Origin of the sequence: Synechococcus sp. CBW1002, from assembly GCF_015840915.1 — a bacterium.
GTDB lineage: Bacteria > Cyanobacteriota > Cyanobacteriia > PCC-6307 > Cyanobiaceae > CBW1002.
In genome coordinates this window covers 1,154,173-1,169,900 of record NZ_CP060398.1, presented here as the reverse complement: position 1 = coordinate 1,169,900, position 15,728 = coordinate 1,154,173, and the positions used below count along the sequence as shown (strand labels likewise).

Below are 15,728 nucleotides of genomic sequence, written 5' to 3'. Positions count from 1 at the left end.
AGCGAAACTTCACTCCCAAATGCGCGGCTTCTGCCTCGATACAGGCGCGTCTGACTGCCAGATCATCAACGTCAGAAAAAGGGCCTCCAGCGGCACCCTCGCAACTCAATTCGCCAGACGATGGAGTTCCACTGTCTTGCAAGCATTCTCCATCGACTGCATTACCAAGAAGGTGTTGCCTGCGCGAAATCCAGCGCCAAGCGCAACATGCTCACCATACCGACTTTGGCCATCTCCATGCAAGCTATCCAGGCGCACCTGCAACCCTTCTGACTTCCGTAAACGTAAGCATTCAGGGGTCGGGACAGCACGCGGCGAACATCGTCTCTGCTGAACCCTTGACGGCGTCCTGATTCCCGTTTGCATCTCAGGCAGAGACTGCTTGAGATGGGCGCCCCTCCTGCTGGCATTTCCGAGGTGGACTGGTTGTCGTGGCCAGCTGGTGCCAGGGAGTTCATTCTGGCTCAACAGGAGGAGATGGTGCAGCTCCGCGTCCAGCTCACCGCCCTGGCGACCGAACTGGCCCATCTGCGCGAGCGGATCGGCCGCAGCTCCCGCAATTCTTCCAAGCCTCCCTCCAGTGATGGCCAGGGGTTTAGGCCGCCCGAACGACGCAAGGGCAGTGGCCGCAAGCGCGGCGGCCAGCCGGGCCATCCCGGATCTGGGCCGGAGCTGCTGCCGATCGAGCGGGTGGATGAGGTGGTCGAGCACCACCCCCAGGCCTGCCGCCGCTGCGGCACGTTGCTACAGGGTCAGGATCCCGAGCCCTTGAGGCACCAGGTGATCGAGATTCCACCGATCACGCCTCTGGTGATCGAGCACCGGCTGCACCGCCTGGTCTGCCCCTGCTGTTCCACCAGCACCTGTGCCTCGTTACCGGCGGAGGTGGAAGTAAGCCATTACGGTCCCCGGCTCAGTGCTCTGGTGGGTCTGCTGGGTAGTGCCTTCCCGTTGAGTTTCAGCAAGACCCAGGCGCTGCTGGATCAGCTGCTGGGGGTACAGATCAGCCGGGGAGCGATGGCCACTATCCGCCAGCGCTTGAGTGCAGCACTGGAGCAGCCCATGCAGGAGGCCCTTGCGTTTGCCCGTCAGCAGTCGGTGGTCTATGTCGATGAAACCGGTGCCCCCACCGGTAATGCCGATGGGGGCAACCCCGATGGCCGGCGCGGCTGGGAGTGGGTCATGGTGACCGCCATGGGGGTGACAGTGTTCTTGCAGAGCCTGAGCCGCTCGGCTGCCGCCGCGATCGACCTGCTCGGGAATGCCTTTGGCGGAATTGTGGTGAGCGATCGCTTCTCCGCCTACAACCATCTCCCGCTGGAGCAGCGCCAGCTGTGCTGGGCGCACGTGATCCGCGATCTCACTGCCATCGCTGACCGTCAGGGCGCCAGCGGTGAGATTGGAGCGGAGCTGCTGGGCCTGCAGCAGCAGCTGTTTGCCCAGTGGCACCGCTACAAAGACGGAACGATCGACTGGTCCACGTTGCAGCAGGGCTGTCGGCCGATCCGCCAGGCGTTTGTGGGCACGCTGCAGCGGGTTGTGGAGCTGGGCTGCCAGCGCGGCGAGCGAACGCCGTGGGCCAAGACGGTGCGTACCTGCCATCAGTTGCTGCAAGTGAGCGATGGCCTCTGGACCTTCCTGGAGATTGAAGGGATCGAGCCCACCAACAACGCAGCCGAGCGTGCCCTGCGCCATTCGGTGATTCAGCGCAAGATCAGCCATGGCGTCCAATCCCGCCAGGGTGCAATCTGCCGCAGCAGGTTGCTCACGGTCACCACCAGCCTGCGGCAACAGGGCCGTGATATCTGGCAGTTCCTGGAGCAGGCCTTGATCGCCCATCATCGCGGCGGTGAGATGCCATCGCTGTTGCCGAATCCCTGAGCCGGCCGTCATCGATCGTGGTGTCTGTGGTCGCTTGGTGATCAGCGATCAAGGGCGGTGAATGCTGCGCGGCTGCGTCACGGCCCCTGAACGGATACCCGTAAACAAAGCACGACTGACTGCGTTACCTCAGCATTGAGCCCGGCCAAGGAGAGACTCGAATCCTCCATTATCGCAAGTTCATCATCAGCGCAAAGGCGCCTGTTGACGGGCTGAGTAAATCCAGGCAGACAGGCGCTGTCGTGTCGCTGAGCAGGCTCAGAGAATCAAGGGCTGGGCAACGAAGTCGGCAGCAGCGAGAGTGCCGTCAGGATTGGGATAATTGGCAAAACCCACGGTCACATCGCCATACTGGGAGTTAGCGGTGGTGAGCACACTGGGAACGCAGGAATCGCTCTTCACCACGTCCAGATCGCGCCAGCGGGCTTTGGCTTTGAAAGCCTCGGAGGACTTGCGTTTGACCGTCACCACGGAGGCGGCAGGCAGGCGGTACTTACCATTATCAGTCGAGCAATGGTGTAGGAGCCATCTCCATTCTCCCAGATGCCATAGGCCGTATGGGTGATATCCAGACCCAAGTCGGGGAAGCGGATGTTGATCTGCCGGCCGCTGTCCAGATCCACAAGAAAGGCGGTGGAGACAAGGCTGTAACCCGTCAGGGAATCGGCGGAAGCGATGTCGCAGTTGCCCACGGCCAGCCCCCCCATCCACGCTGTGGACAAAGGTGTAGGAGCTGCTTCACCGCTGCGGGTCTGACCCTGAAAGCTGCGGTAGCCGGAACTGGTGGAGCCATCAATGGCACCGGTATAGAGAAAGCCCACGGTGTTGGGATCCTCCCCCGAGGCCGACCCGCCGCTGACATTGCGCGTGTAAGCCCCCACCAGATCGACCAGACCACCACCGAGGTTGTCGGGGCCATACACGCTGGTGCCATTGACATTGGTGAAGGGCCCAGTCTCGGGAGCCTCGATCGTGTACCAGGTGCTGGAACCACTAACACCATCGCGTTGCACCGGGTCGAGGGGACCCTCGTAGACAAGGCCGACAGAACCCGGGCCGGTGGCGCAGAAACGTGACATTGGCCTGATTCTGGGTGGGGTTGTACTCAAACGGTGAGATCACCTGCAGCTTCGGCATGACACCCGTTCAGCAGCCCCCGCTCTAGCCAGGCCAGGCAACCGGCACCAGGGATCCGTGAGACTGATCGATTGGCATGCCCCTCCCCCTGAACCAGGAAACCCTGCTGTTCGAGCCCGCCCAGCCCGTCGCCGGTGCCCTGCGGGCCGTGCTGGCCTTCCCCAGCACCTACTCCGTGGGGATCACCAGCCTGGGCTACCAGGTGGTCTGGGCGACCCTGGCGCGGCGCGCCGACGTGGATGTGCGGCGCCTGTTCACGGATCGCAGTGACCCACCCCACCGTCATGGCGACCTGTTCGGCCTGTCCTTGAGCTGGGAGCTGGACGGGCCGGTGCTGCTGGATCTGCTGGAGCAGCAACGCATCCCCCTCTGGGCCGAGCAACGCGGCGAGAGCGATCCGATCGTGTTCGGCGGCGGACCGGTGCTCACCGCCAACCCGGAGCCGCTGGCGCCTTTCTTCGATGTGGTGCTGCTCGGTGATGGCGAGGAGCTCCTGCCGGCCTTCATCGATGCCGTGCAGCAGCATCGGGATCAACCACGGGCGGAGCGGCTGCGGGCCCTGGCCCAGGTGCCGGGGATCTACGTGCCCAGCCTCTATGTCCCCCGCTATGCAGCCGGCGGTGAGCTGCTGGCGGTGGAGCCGATCGAGGCGGGCGTGCCGTCCACGGTGGCCAAGCAGACCTGGCGGGGCAACACCCTCAGCCACTCCACGGTGATCACCCCGGAGGCCGCCTGGCCCGACATCCACATGGTGGAGGTGGTGCGCAGCTGCCCCGAACTCTGCCGCTTCTGTCTGGCCAGTTATCTCACCCTGCCCTTCCGCACGCCATCCCTCGACGACGGCCTGATCCCGGCGGTGGAAAAGGGTCTGGCGGTGACGAAGCGCCTGGGGCTGCTGGGGGCTTCCGTGACCCAGCATCCCCAGTTCCCGGAGCTGCTGCAGTGGCTGGATCAGGACCGCTTTGAGGGCACACGGGTGAGCGTCAGCTCGGTGCGGGCCGCCACCGTGACCGCCGAGCTGGGGCGCATCCTGGCGAAGCGGGGCAGCAAGTCGCTGACGATCGCGATCGAGAGCGGCAGCGAGCGGATGCGGCAGGTGGTGAACAAGAAACTCGCCACCGAGGAGATCGACGCCGCGGCTCGCTACGCCCGAGAGGGTGGCCTCAGCGGCCTGAAGCTCTACGGCATGGTGGGCCTGCCCAGCGAGGAGGAGGCCGATGTGGAGGCCACCGCCGCCCTGATGCTGGCCCTGAAAAAGGCGACCCCGGGGCTGCGGCTGACCCTGGGGGTGAGCACCTTCGTGCCCAAGGCCCACACCCCGTTCCAGTGGCAGGGCGTGCGGCCGGAGGCCGAGAAACGGCTCAAGCTGCTGGCCAAGCGGCTCAAGCCCAAGGGGATCGAGCTGCGGCCGGAAAGCTATGGCTGGAGCGTGATCCAGGCCCTGCTGTCGCGCAGCGACCGGCGGCTCGCGCCGGTGATCGCCGCCGCCCGCGGCAGCCACGACAGCCTGGGGGGCTGGAAGAAGGCCTACCGGGCTGCGCAGGCAGGCGAACTGGAGCCCGCTGCCGGTTCGCCGCTGCCACGGCCACCGGCCTGGGAGGAGGTGGTGCACGCCGAATGGGAACCGGGCCGGGTGCTGCCCTGGGTGCATCTGCAAGGTCCCCTGCCTGAAGCAACCCTGCAGCGGCACCGGCAGGACGCACTGCCCAGGCAGGAGGCCATCGGCTGAACCCGCTCCGACCAGGTCTCAGTGGGACGCCGGCGGGCGGCCCACCTGGGACAGCCCGGCCAGCAGCACCCAGCCGGCCACATTGATGCGGCTGTCATAGAAGGGCATATCCGTGGCATGCAGGGCCACCAGCACCAGGGTCGCCGTCCACCAGGCCCGCTCGAACAGGCTGGACGCGGCCATGCCGAACCAGGCGGCACGCAGCAACAGCCAGAGCACGAAGCCCACCAGCAGCACCGCCACCGGCAGACCGTGGCTCACGGCCAGGTCGATCGGCAGATTGTGGGGATGGCCATGCCACTGGCCCGTGCGCAGCGGATAGATCAGGCTGAAGGCCGCCGCGCCCCAGCCGAGCCAGGGGCGTTCGCCGATCAACTCCAGGGCCACACCCCACTGGGCCAGCCGGGTGGAGGCCTGCACCCGATCGCCGCTGTGCTCCAGGTCGCTGAGCCGGCCCCAGATCGCTTCAGGCACCAGCTGGCGCAGGGGCTCCTGCACCAGCTCCGGCACCCCCTGCACGCTGGCCAGCGCCACCAGCACCACCAGCAGGGTCAGCAGGGGCAGCAGCCACAGCCAGCTGGCTGGCCCCACCACCAGCGGCACCGCCAGCACCAGGGCACCCCAGGCGTTGCGGGAATCGGTGAGGTACACGGCCGCCACCACGCCTGACGCCATCAGCAGGGCCAGGGCCAGCAGGATCCCGGCTGACCGGGATGGCACGCCGCCACCAGCGGGATCCCGCACCCCCTGGCGCCAGCGCTGCCAGGTCTCGAGCAGCGCCGCCAGTTGCAGAGGCCAGGCCAGGGCCAGCCAGGAGCCGGCGATGTTGGCGTAGTCGAACAGGCCGGCCAGACGGTCCTCCGGGCTGCCGCCTGCCTTGAGGTGCCAGATGATCAGACCCCCCAACACCTGAAACGGGCCGCTCCAGCCAAACCAGAGCTGGCCCAGGCCGGTGATCACCACGGGCACGGTGCCGGCCACCAGCCACAGGGCCACCCGCCGCCGGGCCGCCGGCGTGGCCAGATAGGGCTGATAGCCCCAGAACGCCCAGAAGAACGGCAACCAGTTGCCCAGTCCCACCCAGGCCAGGCCGCCGCTGCGGGCCCCGAAGCAGCCGGCCACCATCAGCAGGGCGATCAGCAGCAGCACCCGATTGCTCCCGTCCTGCCAGGGCGAGGAGCGACCGCGGCTCCCCTGGATCAGGGCCACGAACAGCAGCAATCCCCCCAGGAAGGCACTGCTGGCCAACAGAAACAGACCCAGCTGAAAACATCGCCAGCCCAGGGGGGACGCGTCAGCAGGTCGATGACCGAGCAGGTGCGCATCGAGCGCGGCCAGGCGAATCGCGGCCAACGGCCTCAGATCAGTTGCCATCAATCGAACACGGCCGTGCGGCCGCGATAGACCATCACCTGACGGCGCAGATGCAGGCGCAGCGCCCGCGCTAGGGCGAGCCGCTCGGTGTCGCGCCCCTTGCGGATCAGATCGTCCACATCGTCGCGGTGGCTGACGTGCACGGTGGCCTGCTCAATGATCGGGCCGCCGTCGAGATCCTCGGTGACGTAGTGGGCGGTGGCGCCGATCAGCTTGACACCCCGCTCCCAGGCACGGTGATAGGGCTGCGCCCCCTTGAAGGCCGGCAGAAAGGAGTGGTGGATGTTGATCACCTGCCGCTGGACCGTTGACCCGGAGCGTCCCCCGCCCATGAACCCCTCGAGCCAGGCCGGGCTGAGCACCTGCATGTACTTGGCCAGCACCACCAGCTCAATGCCGTGCTGCTCCAGCAGCGCCAGTTGCTGAAGCTCCACCTCGGCCTTGGTCTCCGCCGTCATCGGCAGATGGACGAACTGAACCCCGAAGCCTTCGGCCACCTGCCGCAGATCCGGATGGTTCGACACCACCAGCGGCACCAGCATCGGCAGCTCGCCGGCCCGGGTGCGCCAGAGCAGATCCACCAGGGCATGGTCCTGCTTGCTCACGAAGATCGCCACCCGGGGCGTTTCATCGGAGAAGTGCACCTGTCCTTCCCCCCCCAGCCGCTCGGCCAGGGCCAGCACCGCGGGCGTGATCGCTTGCCGCGGCAGCCCGAAACCGTCCAGCGCCCACTCGATCCGGCTGAGGAACAGGCCGGCACCGGCATCGGTGTGGTGATCGGCGTGGCGGATGTTGCCGCCGTTGGCGGCCACCCAGCCGGAGAGCTCGCTCACCAGGGCCGGACGGTCCGGACAGATGACCTGGAGGATGGCCGTGGGGGAGCTCATGCCGGCGCGAAGGGCGGAACCGCAATTGTGCCGAGCGGAACGCCGATCTCCGCCGACAGGGGCCACGGGTAAAATCACGCCGCATTGAACGCCCGGTCGGCGAATTCCCATGGTTGCTGCCAGCACTGCCTCCAGAACGGGTGTCTTCGATCTGCTGCGCCGCCTCGTGATGATCGGCGTGGCCCTGGTGCTTTCGGTGTCGCTGGCGGCCTGCGATGGCGGCCAGAGCCGCAAGGCCCCCAGCATCAGCCCGGCGGACATGGCCCTGATCACCCGTCAGGCCGAGGGCTTCCTCGCCGCCAAGGATCGCTTGCCTGAGCTGGCCAATCTGGTCAACCAGCGCGACTGGGTCTTCACCCGCAACCTGATCCACGGACCCATGCAGGAAGTGGGCCGCGAGATGCTCTACATCAACCAGCGCCTGCTGCCCGCCGACCGGGCCGAAGCCGGCAAGCGCGCCGACCAGCTCAAGAGCGCCCTGGCCCAGCTCGATGAGGCCGCCCGCCTCCAGGACGGCGAGCGGCTGCGCAAGTCGTACATCCAGGTGGCCAGCGGCTTCGGCTCCTATGCCGAAGTGATTCCTGCCCCAGCTCTCGACGCCGCCGAGCAGGCCTGACCCGCTTGCACCAGGCCAGCACCTGCGGGGCCCGCCGCGCTGACGTGATCGTCATCGGGGCGGGCCTTGTTGGTGCGTCCACCGCCTGGTGGCTGCAGCAGCAGGGCCATGCCGTCGTTCTGATCGATCCCGCCCTGGCTGGGCCCAAGGGGAGTGAGGTCGGCAAGCCTGACCCAGCGGTTCGCAGTGGCAGCCGCGCGGCCCTGGGGCTGCTTATGGCCGATGTCGCACAGCGCAGCAGTGGCCGGGGCTGGCGCCTGCGGCAGCGCAGCCGCATCCTCTGGGACCTGTGGTGCCGGCAGCTGGCGGAGGCTGGCTGGCCTGTGCCACGCCGTCCGGGCCTGCTGGTGCTGGCCGGTGATGCCGAGACCCAGGAGCGCCAGCAGCGGCTGGTGCTGGAGCGGCAAAAGCGAGGGGTGCCGCTGGAGTGGTGGGAGCGGCCGCAGCTGGAGCGGCTGGATCCGTTGGTGCCCGCCGCCGCCCTGGGCGGGCTGTACTCCCCCCGCGATGGCCAGATCGATCCGATCGCCGCCCTGGAGGCCCTGCTGGGGGATGGTCTGCGGCAAGGAGTGCAAGGACTGGCCGAGCGGGTGCTGCGCCTGGAGCGACCGGTGAACGGGGGCTGGAGCGCCGTGCTCGCCGGCGGCGACCACCACCGGGCCGACTGGGTGGTGATCGCCGCCGGCCTGGGATCGGCGGGGCTGCTGCGCCAGGTGCCAGAGCTCGCGGGGGCTGCTGCCATCCCGCCGCTCGAGCCGGTGCTGGGCCAGGCCCTGGAGCTGGAACGAGGCCCAGACGCGAACGATGAAGCCCTGTGGAGCTGGCCGGGAGCGGTGGTGTGGCGCGGCCTCAACCTGGTGCCCCGACCCGATCTGGCCGGTGGTCTGCGCTTCTGGCTGGGTGCCACCCTGGAGCCGGGAGAGCGGGCCGATCCGCTGGCCCTGGAGCGGTTGCGCAGCCTGAAAGGGGAGGCACCCCCGTGGCTGCAACAGGCACGGCTTCTGCACAGCTGGCAGGGGTGCCGTTGCCGTCCCCAGGGCAAGCCGGCACCCCTGCTGGAAGCCCTGGCAGACGGCCTGCTGCTGGTGAGCGGCCACTACCGCAACGGCGTGCTGCTGGCGCCGGCCAGCGCCGAGTGGGTGGCCCAGCAACTGGAGCCAGCAACACTTCCGGCGGCTGGGACCTGAGCACCTGCCAGCAAAAAGCCCCCCAAGTAGGGGGGCTGGATGAGGGAGCGGATCGGAATCGGAGCGGCAGGGCCGCCCGCAGGCTCACTTGCTCTCGGTGAACTCGGCGTCGATCACATCGTCGCTGCTGGCGGCGGAGGCTCCGTTGGAACCGGACGCCCCGTTGCCACCGGGGGCCTCGGCGCCTGCTTCAGCGCCCGCCTGCTGGTACACAGAGGCACCGGCGGCGTAGAGGGCCTGCTGGAGCTGCTCGAGGGTGCTCTTCATGGTGTCGTAATCCTCCTTGTCGATCGCTTCCTTGAGCGTCTTGGAGAATCCCTCCACCTTGGCCTTGTCGTCGGCACTCACCTTGTCGCCCAGCTCACCGAGTTGCTTCTCGGACTGGTAAACCAGGGTTTCGGCCTGGTTCTTGAGGTCGATGCGCTCGCGCTTCTCCTTGTCGGCGGAGGCGTTCGCTTCGGCGTCCTTGACCATCTTCTCCACCTCGTTATCACTGAGGGTGGAGGCGCCGGTGATCGAGATGCTCTGCTCTTTGCCGCTGCCCTTGTCCTTGGCGGTGACGCTGAGGATGCCGTTGGCGTCGATGTCGAAGGTGACTTCGATCTGGGGCACGCCGCGGGGAGCGGGGGGGATGCCATCGAGGCGGAAGGTGCCGAGCGACTTGTTGTCGCTGGCCATCTCGCGCTCCCCCTGCAGCACGTGGATCTCCACGTTGGTCTGCCCATCCACGGCGGTGGAGTAGGTCTCCGACTTCTTGGTGGGGATGGTGGTATTGCGGGTGATCATCTTGGTCATCACGCCACCGAGGGTCTCCACACCCAGCGAGAGCGGCGTGACGTCCAGCAGCAGGATGTCCTTCACCTCACCGGCGAGCACACCGCCCTGGATGGCGGCACCCACGGCCACCACCTCATCGGGGTTGACGGTCTGGTTGGGATCCTTGCCTGTGACCCGCTTGACCAGCTCGAGAACGGCGGGGATACGGGTGGAGCCGCCCACCATCACCACTTCGTCGAGCTCTGAGGAGGAGAGCTTGGCGTCCTTGAGGGCCTGCTCCACCGGCACGCGGCAGCGGTCGATCAGCTTGCTGGCCAGCTCCTCGAACTTGGCGCGGGTGAGGGTGAGATCGAGGTGCTTGGGACCTTCAGGGGTAGCCGTGATGAACGGCAGGTTGATCTCACTCTGGGTGGCGCTGGAGAGCTCGATCTTGGCCTTCTCGGCGGCCTCGGTGAGGCGCTGCAGGGCCTGCTTGTCCTGACGCAGGTCGATGCCCTCGTTCGACTTGAAGCTGTCGGCGAGGTAGTCGACGATCACCTTGTCGAAGTCGTCGCCACCCAGGTGGGTATCACCGGAGGTGGAGAGCACCTCGAACACACCGTCACCCACCTCCAGCACCGACACGTCGAAGGTGCCGCCGCCCAGGTCGAACACGAGGATGCGCTCGTTGCTCTTCTTGTCGAGGCCATAGGCCAGAGCCGCGGCCGTGGGCTCGTTGATGATGCGCAGCACCTCAAGGCCGGCGATCTTGCCGGCGTCCTTGGTGGCCTGTCGCTGCGAGTCGTTGAAATAGGCGGGCACGGTGATCACCGCCTGGGTGACCGTTTCACCGAGATACTTGCCAGCGTCTTCCGCCAGCTTGCGCAGCACCTGGGCACTCACTTCCTCAGGTGCGAACTGCTTGTTCAGCACCGGGCACTTCACCTTGACGTTGGAGCCGGCCTTCTCGACGCCATAGCTCACCTCCTTCGATTCTTCGTTGACTTCATCGACGCGGCGGCCGATGAAACGCTTCACGGAATAGAAGGTGTTCTCCGGATTCATGACCGCCTGACGTTTGGCGATCTGACCGACCAGCTGATCCTGGTTCTTGGTGTAAGCCACCACCGAGGGTGTCGTGCGGAACCCTTCAGCGTTGGCGATCACCGTGGGCTTGCCGCCCTCCATCACGGCGACACAGCTGTTCGTCGTGCCGAGGTCAATGCCAACAACCTTTCCCATGGGTTCCCACCTCCTGAGTGGAGAATCAATTTCTGACTGAATGCATCTTCATCAGCGGGGCCTGGCCAAGGCGAGGTGTGGTTCCCGAACCGCTGCCGTACAGGGCCCTGTAAATCCCTACGGTCTGGGCCTCCGGCGCAGTCGCCATGGCCTCCGTTTCCCGCTCCGATCAGCCGATCAGCGGCAGCACCGCCCTGGTGGGGGTGCTGGGCGATCCGGTGCGTCACTCGCTCTCGCCGGTGATGCACAACGCCGCCCTGAACGCGCTGGGCCTCGACTGGGTCTACCTGGCCCTGCCGACACCGACCGAGCACCTGGGCGAGGTGGTGCGGGGCCTCGAAGCGGTGGACTGCCGCGGCCTCAACGTGACCCTGCCCCACAAGCAGGCCGTGGCCGGCCTGGCCAGCGAGCTCAGCGACCTGGCCCGGCGGGTGGGGGCCGTGAACACCCTGGTGCGTCGGCCTGAGGGGGGCTGGCTGGGCACCAACACTGATGTGGAGGGGTTCCTGGCTCCCCTGCGCCAGGACAGCGCAGACGCCTGGCGAAAACGCCGCGCCGTGGTGCTGGGCTGCGGCGGCAGCGCCCGGGCTGTGGTGGCGGGCCTTGTGGACCTGGGGCTGGAGCGGATCGACCTGCTGGCCCGCCGCCCCGAGGCCCTGGCCAGCTTCGTGGCCACCTGCCGGGACTGGGCGCCAGCACTGCAGCCGATGGCGTGGGCCAGCGGCGCCGGGATCGATGGCGGCGGTGACGTTGATGGCGCCTCGGCCCTGGAGGCCCTGGGGGCCGCCGACCTGGTGGTGAACACCACGCCGATCGGCATGGCCTCGGCGGCGGCAGGCGCCCCGGAGCTCTCCCCCCTCAGCGCCGCCGAGCTGGAGGTCCTGCGGCCCGGGTCCACCGTCTACGACCTGATCTACACACCGCGGCCGACTCCATTGCTGCGTCAGGCGTCAGCACGGGGCTGCCGGACCCTGGACGGACTGGAGATGTTGGTACAGCAGGGAGCCGCCGCGCTGCGGCTCTGGAGTGGCCACGAAACAGTGCCTGTGGAGGCCATGCGCGAGGCCGCCCTGACCCACCTGGCCGGACGCTGCCCGTAGCTTGGGCATCAGCCCTCCTCCGGACCCGCCCCGCCATGCAAGGCCCACCGATCTGGCAACGGCTTCTGGCTGCCCTGCTCTATGCGCTGCCCTGGGCCGATGCCGTTCCCTTCGGACGCGCTCTGTTTGGCCTGTTCCCAGCCTTGCAATGGCTCACCCTGCCGGCGCTTCCTCTGGCGCTGTTGCAGAACCAGATCCCCTTCGGCGGCTTTCTCCTGTTTCTGGTGCTGTTCCTGGCGGTGGTCCGCAATCCACAGGTGCCTTACCTGATCCGCTTCAACGCGTTGCAGGCGATCCTGATCGACATCGTGCTGATCCTGATTTCGCTGGCTTTCAACGTGTTGCTGGCACCTCTCGGCGGCGGCTTCGCCCTGCGCACCCTCAGCAACACCATCTTCCTTGGCACGCTGGTTCTGGTGCTGTTCGCCGTGATCCAGTGCCTGCGGGGCAAGGAAGCCGACATCCCCAGCCTCTCCGAGGCGGTGCGGATGCAGCTCCACTGAGTCGGCGCCCAGGACCAGAAAGGGTGCGCTGATAGAATGGTCAATCCGTCGCTGAAGGTCCTGCCAAAGTCCCTTCAGCCCATGCCCGACGCGGCGATTCCCGACAGGCGACCATGACGCAGCCTTATTACGAAACCATGTACATCCTCCGTCCGGACATTCCGGAAGAGGAGGTGGAAACCCATGTGACCAAATACCGCGACCTCGTGACCGAGGCTGGTGGCGAGGTGCTCGACTGCCAGATGCGCGGCAAGCGCCGTCTGGCCTATTCGATCGCCAAGAACCGCGAAGGCATCTACGTCCAGCTCAATCACAACGGTGACGGACAGCAGGTCGCCCCCCTGGAGCGTGCGATGCGCCTCTCGGAAGATGTGATCCGCTATCTCACCGTCAAGCAGGATGGTCCCATGCCCGCGCCCCGGAGCACGACCGGTGCCGCTGGCGAGCCTCAGGAACAACCCGCCGGCGCCTGAAGCCTGCCTGTCTCCCGACGGCTCCGCGATGAACTTCGGCCCCGGCTCTGGCCGGGGCTTTTCCATGGGCTGGCGGCGACAGGGCCACAGCTCCACCGTTCGCCATGTCTTGTAATGGTCCCAGGAGGCCAGTAAGGTCGCGCCATGGAGCCGGATCGTTCCCACCCTCCGCATCTGCCGCCCGATCCGCCACAGGCTGGTGGGCCTCTCTCGACCTGGCAGCAGACGGTCAGCCCGCAGCAGATGCAGCAGCAGGCCTGGCAACAGCAGATGCTGGAGCGGGAACTGGCCAGCACCCGCGCGGAGCTCGAGGCGATGCAGGAGCTTCTGCAGGAACTGCCTGAGATCTTCGAGCGAAAATTTCAACAACGGCTCCAGCCCCTGCTCGCCCACCAGCAGCGGCTCCTCAGCGAAAACGAAGGACTGCGCTCCCAGATGCGTCTGCTGCAGCCAGCTGAGTCCGTGGTGACTGGCGATCCCGCCAACGCAACACCCTCAACCCCTCCCACGCCTCTCCCTGGACCGACAGCAGCCAATCCCGCAGAGGTGGCCCCACGGCCATCCCTGCAGTGGACACCATTTCAGGCGCGGGTGGGCTCTGGCCGACCCACAGCGTCTTCCTCATCGGATGCCGGGAAAGGGCCGGGGACAACGAGTGCCGCTGAGACAGCAGAGCCCGCACCGCTACTGCCCCAGCTGCCGCAACGGCCCCGCATCCCCCAGGCGGTCCGCCACGCCTTCAGTCTGAGCCGGCGGAACCGCAAGACGGTCAGCCGCCGGAGCGATGGCGGCCTGCCCACAAACGGGTCGGAAGACCCCAGACGTAAATGAAGCCCTCTGCGGCTCTGTGGTCGAACTGGTCTTCGGAGCCGTAGGTGGCCATATCCGGCACGTAGAGGCTGTCGCTGCTGCTGCTGCGGCCCACCACCGTGGCGTTGCCTTTGTGCAACCGCAGCCGCACCAACCCATTGACGCTGGACTGGGTGCGATCGAAGAAGCCGTCGAGGGCATCTTTGAGCGGGCCGAACCAGAGGCCCTGATACACCAGATCGGCCCACTGCATTTCGAGCTGACGCTTGGTGCGCAGCACATCGGCGGCCAGGGTGAGGCTCTCGAGTTCCTGGTGGGCCCGGATCAGCAGCAGCAGGCCGGGGGTCTCGTAGATCTCACGGCTCTTGATACCCACCACCCGATTCTCGATCATGTCCAGTCGGCCGAAACCGTGGCGACCAGCGAGGGCATTGGCCTGGCGGATCAGGCTGACCGGATCGAGGCGGACGCCATCGATGGCCACGGGATTGCCCTGCTCAAAGGCAATCTCCACCAGTTGCGGTTCGTCTGGAGCCACCGCCACCGAGCAGGTCATGGCGTAGATCTCCTCGGGAGGCTCCACCATCGGATCCTCCAGCGGACCGGCCTCGATCGAGCGGCCGAGCAGGTTGAGATCGATCGAATAGGGAGATCCCTTGCTCACGGGTGAGGGGATGCCGCAACGCTCGCCATAGGCGATGGTCTCTTCGCGGCTCATGCCCCACTCCCGGGCCGGGGTGAGCACCTTCAGATCAGGAGCCAGGGCACCGATGGCCACATCGAAGCGCACCTGGTCGTTGCCCTTGCCGGTGCAGCCATGGGCCACGGCATCCGCTCCCACCTCCCGAGCGATCTCCACCAGGCGACGGGCGATCAGGGGGCGGGCCAGGGCGGTGGAGAGGGGATAGCGACCCTCGTACAGGGCATTGGCCCGGATCGCCGGGAAGGCGAACTCGGTGATGAAGGGCTCGATCAGGTCGCCCACGATCGACTGGCTGGCTCCGGAATTGAGGGCCTTCTGGCGAATGGGCTCCAGTTCATCGCCCTGGCCGAGATCCGCGGCGAAGGTGATCACCTCCTCCACGCCCCACTCGTTCATCAGGTAGGGGATGCAGACGCTGGTGTCGACGCCGCCGGAATACGCCAGCACCGCCTTCTTGGCCCGACCCATCAACCCGTCTCCATGGACTTAGTCGCCCGATTCTCCCCCCTCACCGACCGGGGCCCCGTGCGGGGGGAGACGCCACTGCGCGGCGATCCACAGCGCCAGCCCCAGGGACGGGCTGAACAACAGCACGCCGATCAGCCAGGCACGCGGCACCAGCGCGGCGCTCCAGTGCTGGCCGGCCGCGACCAGCAGGGCGCTGAGGGCCAGGGCCAGGGTCCAGAGGCGCAGCACCGAGGCGAGCTTGCTGCTGAGGGCCATGGGGGCAACGAGGGGGGCGAACGCCGGGAGAACGGCCAGATCCAGGATGCCGCTTCTGCGCCAGAACAGCTGCACAGGAACGACTGAAGAAGAGCCGCTCCACCGAAAAACTGCTTCAACGACGCCACTGGAGCAGAACCCGGGCTCCGCGGAGCCTGTGGACCCGAAACCAGTCCGGCCGAACGGCTGGGCTGCAAAGCCGGGGGGTTGATCCAAGGGGTTGATCGGGACGATCGATCAGCTGGCAGCTAAGGTGTCTGATTGGCCATTGAAGAGTCCGCGCGACGGCATGAGTGATCTCGCCTCCACCTCCGGCACCCTGACGGGATCGCTGGACAGCATCAACCCCTCGCTGACCCGCTACCGCCGCGTGGACCCGGCTCCGGTGCTGCCCTTGCGGGACGAGCCCGATCTGCTCAGCTGGCTGGAGACCACCGGCAGGCTCGTGGCCGACGAGGAAACCGCCAGCACGGAAGTGAGCACGGTGGAGGAGGAGGAACTCTCCGCCCTGATGGGCGAGAAGGAGGACTACAACGCGGCCGACGACCAGAACGACGAGGCCTGGGAGGACTGAAGCCCCGGGCCGCTCCGGCAAGCAGCCAGTGCT

Annotated in this window: 16 protein-coding genes; 9 read left to right on the top strand and 7 right to left on the bottom strand. The window is 67.0% G+C overall.

Going from position 1 to position 15,728, the window contains the following annotated elements; genetic code table 11:
• Positions 1 to 387 precede the first annotated feature (387 nt).
• Positions 388 to 1,881, top strand: a complete 1,494-nt coding sequence (locus H8F24_RS05585; protein ID WP_197154297.1) for an IS66 family transposase — start codon at positions 388 to 390, stop codon at positions 1,879 to 1,881.
• 258 nt (positions 1,882 to 2,139) lie between these two features.
• On the opposite strand, the gene H8F24_RS05580 is transcribed toward H8F24_RS05585, so the two are convergent.
• Positions 2,140 to 2,349 carry a hypothetical protein gene (locus H8F24_RS05580; RefSeq protein ID WP_231598124.1) on the bottom strand — a complete coding sequence of 70 codons (210 nt, stop codon included), beginning with the start codon at positions 2,347 to 2,349 and terminating at the stop codon, positions 2,140 to 2,142.
• Positions 2,346 to 2,960, bottom strand: a complete 615-nt coding sequence (locus tag H8F24_RS05575; protein ID WP_197171329.1) for a hypothetical protein — start codon at positions 2,958 to 2,960, stop codon at positions 2,346 to 2,348. The genes H8F24_RS05580 and H8F24_RS05575 overlap by 4 nt, the downstream gene beginning before the upstream one ends.
• Positions 2,961 to 3,094: 134 nt before the next feature.
• Here H8F24_RS05575 and H8F24_RS05570 point away from each other — a divergent pair, with 134 nt between their 5' ends.
• The gene (locus H8F24_RS05570; RefSeq protein ID WP_197171327.1) at positions 3,095 to 4,747 is read left to right on the top strand and encodes a radical SAM protein; all 1,653 of its coding nucleotides are present in this window, start codon (positions 3,095 to 3,097) and stop codon (positions 4,745 to 4,747) included.
• Positions 4,748 to 4,765: 18 nt separating this feature from the next.
• Here the strand turns inward: H8F24_RS05570 and H8F24_RS05565 are convergent, their stop codons facing one another.
• Entirely contained in the window at positions 4,766 to 6,091 is a 1,326-nt protein-coding gene (locus tag H8F24_RS05565; protein ID WP_231598233.1) for an O-antigen ligase, read from the bottom strand.
• Positions 6,092 to 6,120: 29 nt separating this feature from the next.
• Complete coding sequence (purU, locus tag H8F24_RS05560; protein ID WP_197171323.1) at positions 6,121 to 7,008, bottom strand: formyltetrahydrofolate deformylase; 888 nt, start codon at positions 7,006 to 7,008, stop codon at positions 6,121 to 6,123.
• A 109-nt stretch (positions 7,009 to 7,117) separates the two neighbouring features.
• Between purU and psbQ the strand changes: the two genes are divergently transcribed.
• Positions 7,118 to 7,624 (top strand): photosystem II protein PsbQ, encoded by a 507-nt coding sequence (psbQ, locus tag H8F24_RS05555; protein ID WP_197157768.1) that lies wholly within the window; start codon positions 7,118 to 7,120, stop codon positions 7,622 to 7,624.
• 5 nt (positions 7,625 to 7,629) lie between these two features.
• Positions 7,630 to 8,811 (top strand): FAD-binding oxidoreductase, encoded by a 1,182-nt coding sequence (locus tag H8F24_RS05550; protein WP_197171321.1) that lies wholly within the window; start codon positions 7,630 to 7,632, stop codon positions 8,809 to 8,811.
• 84 nt (positions 8,812 to 8,895) lie between these two features.
• On the opposite strand, the gene dnaK is transcribed toward H8F24_RS05550, so the two are convergent.
• Entirely contained in the window at positions 8,896 to 10,809 is a 1,914-nt protein-coding gene (dnaK, locus tag H8F24_RS05545) for a molecular chaperone DnaK (protein WP_197157772.1), read from the bottom strand.
• Between the two features lie 146 nt (positions 10,810 to 10,955).
• Here dnaK and H8F24_RS05540 point away from each other — a divergent pair, with 146 nt between their 5' ends.
• The 4 genes from H8F24_RS05540 to H8F24_RS05525 all read left to right on the top strand — a co-directional run bounded on the left by H8F24_RS05540 (position 10,956) and on the right by H8F24_RS05525 (position 13,716).
• Positions 10,956 to 11,909, top strand: a complete 954-nt coding sequence (locus H8F24_RS05540; protein ID WP_197171319.1) for a shikimate dehydrogenase — start codon at positions 10,956 to 10,958, stop codon at positions 11,907 to 11,909.
• A gap of 35 nt (positions 11,910 to 11,944) precedes the next feature.
• Positions 11,945 to 12,412, top strand: coding sequence for a Tic20 family protein (locus tag H8F24_RS05535; protein WP_197171317.1), 468 nt, complete (start codon positions 11,945 to 11,947; stop codon positions 12,410 to 12,412).
• Positions 12,413 to 12,525: 113 nt separating this feature from the next.
• A complete protein-coding gene (gene rpsF / locus H8F24_RS05530) occupies positions 12,526 to 12,885 on the top strand; it encodes a 30S ribosomal protein S6 (protein ID WP_197157793.1) in 360 nt (119 codons plus the stop codon).
• A 144-nt stretch (positions 12,886 to 13,029) separates the two neighbouring features.
• Positions 13,030 to 13,716: a hypothetical protein gene (locus H8F24_RS05525; RefSeq protein ID WP_197171315.1), complete on the top strand. Its 687-nt coding sequence runs from the start codon at positions 13,030 to 13,032 to the stop codon at positions 13,714 to 13,716.
• Here the strand turns inward: H8F24_RS05525 and H8F24_RS05520 are convergent.
• Positions 13,655 to 14,866 carry an argininosuccinate synthase gene (locus H8F24_RS05520; protein WP_197171313.1) on the bottom strand — a complete coding sequence of 404 codons (1,212 nt, stop codon included), beginning with the start codon at positions 14,864 to 14,866 and terminating at the stop codon, positions 13,655 to 13,657. The two genes, H8F24_RS05525 and H8F24_RS05520, sit on opposite strands and share 62 nt — an antisense overlap.
• 18 nt (positions 14,867 to 14,884) lie before the next feature.
• Positions 14,885 to 15,196 (bottom strand): hypothetical protein, encoded by a 312-nt coding sequence (locus H8F24_RS05515; protein ID WP_231598123.1) that lies wholly within the window; start codon positions 15,194 to 15,196, stop codon positions 14,885 to 14,887.
• A 214-nt stretch (positions 15,197 to 15,410) separates the two neighbouring features.
• Here H8F24_RS05515 and H8F24_RS05510 point away from each other — a divergent pair, with 214 nt between their 5' ends.
• Positions 15,411 to 15,695 carry a DUF3134 family protein gene (locus tag H8F24_RS05510; RefSeq protein ID WP_197157799.1) on the top strand — a complete coding sequence of 95 codons (285 nt, stop codon included), beginning with the start codon at positions 15,411 to 15,413 and terminating at the stop codon, positions 15,693 to 15,695.
• Positions 15,696 to 15,728: the final 33 nt, after the last annotated feature.